4 protein-coding genes are annotated in these 4,638 nt (G+C 64.2%); 2 read left to right on the forward strand and 2 right to left on the reverse strand.

What is annotated here, in order from left to right; translation table 11 throughout:
• The coding region (gene norR, locus HX846_RS32985; protein ID WP_178967027.1) for a nitric oxide reductase transcriptional regulator NorR at positions 1-1,359 on the forward strand (1,359 nt) is incomplete at its 5' end.
• Between the two features lie 57 nt (positions 1,360-1,416).
• On the opposite strand, the gene HX846_RS32990 is transcribed toward norR, so the two are convergent.
• On the reverse strand, positions 1,417-2,328 hold the full coding sequence (locus HX846_RS32990; RefSeq protein WP_102369860.1) for a DMT family transporter: 912 nt from the start codon (positions 2,326-2,328) through the stop codon (positions 1,417-1,419).
• 137 nt (positions 2,329-2,465) lie between these two features.
• Between HX846_RS32990 and HX846_RS32995 the strand changes: the two genes are divergently transcribed.
• Positions 2,466-3,341 carry a helix-turn-helix domain-containing protein gene (locus HX846_RS32995; RefSeq protein WP_177036192.1) on the forward strand — a complete coding sequence of 292 codons (876 nt, stop codon included), beginning with the start codon at positions 2,466-2,468 and terminating at the stop codon, positions 3,339-3,341.
• A 135-nt stretch (positions 3,342-3,476) separates the two neighbouring features.
• Here the strand turns inward: HX846_RS32995 and dacB are convergent.
• The coding region (gene dacB / locus HX846_RS33000) for a D-alanyl-D-alanine carboxypeptidase/D-alanyl-D-alanine-endopeptidase (protein WP_178967028.1) at positions 3,477-4,638 on the reverse strand (1,162 nt) is incomplete at its 5' end.

Below are 4,638 nucleotides of genomic sequence, written 5' to 3' on the forward strand. Positions count from 1 at the left end.
ACCGACACCCTCGGCCGGCGCTTCAAGGTCAGCGAACATCCGCGTTTCGCCGTGCTGCTCAGCAGCCCCGGCCCTACCCGCTTTGACAGCGACAGCGAACTGCCCGACCCCTATGACGGCTTGGTGGATGGCCTGCACGGGCACCTGGAAGTCCACGACTGCATGGGCTGCCCGCTGTTTGTCGACGACCAGCCCTGGGGCCTGCTGACCCTCGACGCCCTGGATACCGAGCGCTTCGAACGGGTGGAACTGGACGCGCTGCAAGCCTTCGCCAGCCTCGCCGCCGCCACCGTCAATGTGGCTGAACGCATTGAACGCCTGGCCCTGCGTGCCGAAGACGAACACCAGCGCGCCGAAATCTACCGCCAGGCCAGCGGCCAGCAGCACAAGGAAATGATCGGCCAGAGCAAGAGCCACAAACGCCTGGTGGAAGAAATCAACCTGGTGGGTGGCAGTGACCTGACGGTATTGATCACCGGCGAGACCGGCGTGGGCAAGGAGCTGGTGGCCCAGGCGATCCATGCTGCATCAAACCGCGCCGAGAAACCGCTGATCAGCCTCAACTGCGCCGCCCTGCCGGAAACCCTGGTGGAAAGCGAACTGTTCGGCCACGTGCGCGGGGCGTTTACCGGCGCGCTCAACGAACGCCGGGGCAAGTTCGAGCTGGCGAATGGCGGCACGCTGTTTCTTGATGAAGTGGGCGAGTTGTCCCTCACCGTGCAGGCCAAGTTGCTGCGGGTGCTGCAAAGTGGCCAGTTGCAGCGCCTGGGGTCTGACAAGGAGCACCAGGTGGATGTGCGCCTGATCGCTGCCACTAACCGGGATCTGGCCGAAGAAGTACGCAGCGGCCGCTATCGTGCCGACTTTTATCACCGTTTGAGTGTGTACCCGTTGCAAGTCCCGGCGCTGCGTGAGCGCGGTCGCGATGTGCTGTTGCTGGCGGGCTTCTTCCTTGAACAGAACCGCTCACGCATGGGCCTGGGCAGCCTGCGCCTGACCAGCGATGCCCAGGCGGCACTGCTGGCTTATACCTGGCCGGGGAATGTGCGCGAACTGGAACACTTGATCGGCCGCAGCGCCTTGAAAGCCCTGGGTAACTGCCGGGAGCGCCCGAAGATTCTCAGCCTCAGCGCGGCGGATCTGGACTTGCCGAACGCCACCGCGCCACCGCTCGAAGCGCAGCCCGACCCCGTGCCGGACGTCACCGGCGACCTGCGCCTGGCCACCGAGAACTACCAGCGCCAGGTCATCAGCGCCTGCCTGGAACGCCACCAGCACAACTGGGCCAGTGCCGCCCGTGAGCTGGGCCTGGACCGGGCCAACCTGGGACGAATGGCCAAGCGCCTGGGCCTGAAGTAATGAACGGTGATTCTCAGGTAAAGGAGATCAAATGTGGGAGCTGTCGAGCCCCCCACACTAAACCTGCTTCGCCTTGTAGATTGGATTGATCGGCGCGCCAGCCTTGGGCTTGCGAAACACCAACACATTCCCCAGCATCACCAGCACCAACCCCGCCAACGCCGGCGGCGTCCACTGATAGCCCTCGGCAAACGCCGAGACGTTCAACGCCACCACCGGGAACAGCACGGTGCAATACGCCGCCCGCTCCGGCCCCATGCGCCCGACCAGGGTCAGGTAGGCGGTAAAGCCAATCACCGAACCCGGGATCACCAGGTACAGCAGCGAACCGATGTACCGGCTGTTCCATTCCATGTCGAACGGAATGCCCTGCACCGCGCAGTACATCGCCAGCATCGACGCACCATAGGCCATGCCCCAGGCATTGGTGGTCAGTGGCTTGAGGCCCGCCTTCTGCTGCAGGCTCGACAGCATATTGCCCGCCGAGAAACACATGGTGCCGAGCAATGCCAAACCCAGGCCGAGCAAGGTTTGCGGGCTGGCGGTGTGCCCCACCAGTTCCGGCCAGAACAACAGCCCCAGGCCCAGCAAGCCAAGGCCGCCGCCCATCAACACATTGCGTGCGACCTTCTGCCCGAAGAACACCCGGGCGTTCAGCGCGTTCCACAAGGTGGCCGTCGAGAACACCACCGCCACCAGGCCGCTGGGAATCCACTGGCTGGCGGTCAGGAAGCACATGAAGTTGACGCAAAACAGGCACAGGCCCTGGGCCAGGCAGATCAGATGCCCGCGCCGGTTCATCACCTGCAGCTTGCGGCTGAGCAGCAGCATCACGAACAGCACCAGCGCCGCGAGGCCAAAGCGATAGACGATGGACACCGGAATCGCCACCACGCCCAGTTGCCACTTGAGGGCAATCCAGGTGGTGCCCCAGATCAATACGGTGAGTAAATACAGGAAAAGGTTCATGGCGGGCTCCGAGGGTTGAGCCACAGTTTCGCCCCTGGCGGCACCAGGTCTCTTGCACATTCTTGCGCTTTTGTCGGCTGCCGGGATCACAGCCGCCGCCGCGGGGAGTAGGATGCAAGCCGTCAGAGAGTACGAATATGCCGCCACTGGAAACCCTGCAAGTCTTTCAATCCCTCAACCGTTCGCCCAACGCTCGCCTCGAGCTGTGCGCCGAGCTCGGTGACGGCTTGTCTGCAGCCTTGTGGAGCAACCATCACGACGCCCAGGATTACGAAGCCCCCGAGCACCACACCTTGTCCTGCTACATCGGCGGCGGCACCGGCACCTTTCGCCGCGACCAGCCCGGCACCAAGGGCGGCCCGGACAAGCTGTGCATCCTGCCGGCCGAGCATCAGTCGGCCTGGGTGATCAACGGCGAAATCCGCCTGGCCCACGTGTATTTCAGCCCCGAGCAATTCGCCCTGGGCTGCGTCACCTTGCTGGACCGCGAACCCCGCGAGTTGCAACTGCGCGAGAGCACCTTCCTCGACGATGCGCGGCAGGCCCGGCGTTTTCACCAGTTGATCGGCCTGAACTGGAAAGAGCCCGGCGAACGCCTGCTGACCAGCAGCCTGGCCCATGAAATGCTCAGCCATACCTTGCTCAGCCAGGTGGGGATGCGCGAGGGTTTGCGTTTGAAAGGCGGGCTGGCCGCCCACCAGCGCCGGCAACTGGTGGAGCACATCGACCAGCAACTGGCGGAGCCGATCAGCCTGGGGCAGTTGGCAGGCTTGTGTGCGTTGTCGGAGTACCACTTTGCGCGGATGTTTCGCGAGAGTTTTGGACTGCCGCCCCATCAATATCTGCTGGCGCGGCGCCTGGCCCGCGCCCGGGAGTTGTTGCGGGGTGGGTCGTTGCCGCTGGGCGAGATTGCCCTGGCGTGCGGATTTTCCAGCGCGAGCCACTTTACCAACCGGTTCCGCCAGGCGATGGGCGCCACCCCTGGTGAATACCGGCAGGCGTTCCTGCCTTGAAATGCAATCTGCCTGACAGCACAGGGCCAATGTGGGAGCGGGCTTGCTCGCGAAAGCGGTGTGACAGTCAACACATGTACTGACTGAACCAGCGCATTCGCGAGCAAGCCCGCTCCCACCATTGATCTTCGGTGCTCAATAGTCCGTGCTGTTGGCCAGTGCCGTGGCCAGGCGGTTTTCCAGCGCCTTGACCCGCGCGCCTGCGACCACGTAATTGTTGGTCACCATCGAAAACACCAGCTTGCGCCCATTGGCATCGGTGACATACCCAGTCAACGACGACACGCCGCTCATGGAGCCGGTCTTGCCGTGCAGGTTGTTTTCCGCAGCGGTGCCCCGCAGGCGGTAACGCAGGCTGCCGCCCACCAGGCGCTGCGGATTACCGGCAACCGGCAACGCGTTGTACCAGGCGTTGAACCAGGGCTGTTTGCTGGCGGCGAGCAGCACATCCGTGAGGTTCTGCGACGACACCAGGTTACGCCTGGACAACCCTGAACCGTCCACCTGGTTCAACGTCGCCGTATCAATCCCCTGACGCTTCAGGAACCCGGCCACCGCCGCCACACCGGCAGGCGCCGTACCGGCATTCACGGTCTTGCGCCCCATGCTCTTGAGCAAGGCTTCAGACATGTTGTTATTGGAAAGCTTGAGCAACGGCGTGATCAGTTCCTGCAACGGCGCCGACTCATGCAGCGCGAGCACCGTCGCCGTGGTCGGCGTCACACCCCCGATCATCCGACGCCCCTGCACGACAATCCCCTGCTGCGCCAAGGCCTGTTCAAACAGGTTGGCCACCAGTTGCGTCGGCTCCCACACACTGACCAGTTGCGGGCTCTGCCTGCCCGGCGCCAACGCGCCACTGAGGCGCAACAGGTTGGTGCCGTGCTGGCGATTGATTCCATAGCTGTTGCCTGTGCCGCTGACCGCACGGTTGCTGAGCTGCACGTAATCGGTAGCCGGGCTGATCTCCACCGTCACCGGGCGCCCTGCCACGACCGGCGCCCTGGCCGTGACCAGCAGGGAGCCCGCATCAAAGTCGTCATTGGGCGACACCGTCAGCGCCGAAATCTGCGCGCCGTAGTAGGTGCTTTCATCGTCCTGGGACCAGTCGGTGCCCAGGCGCTCGGCGTCGAAGAACGTGTCGTCGAACACAAGGTCGCCCCGCACCTGCCGGATGCCCTGCTGCGCCAGGTTGGCCGCCAGCGCCTGGTAATCCGTCCACTGGATCGTCGGGTCGCCCAGGCCGCGCAGGTAGAGGTTGCCGTCAAGCACCGCGCCCTGGCGGATGCCGTCGCTC

The organism is Pseudomonas sp. K5002, from assembly GCF_013386655.1.
In the GTDB taxonomy this organism is placed as follows: domain Bacteria; phylum Pseudomonadota; class Gammaproteobacteria; order Pseudomonadales; family Pseudomonadaceae; genus Aquipseudomonas.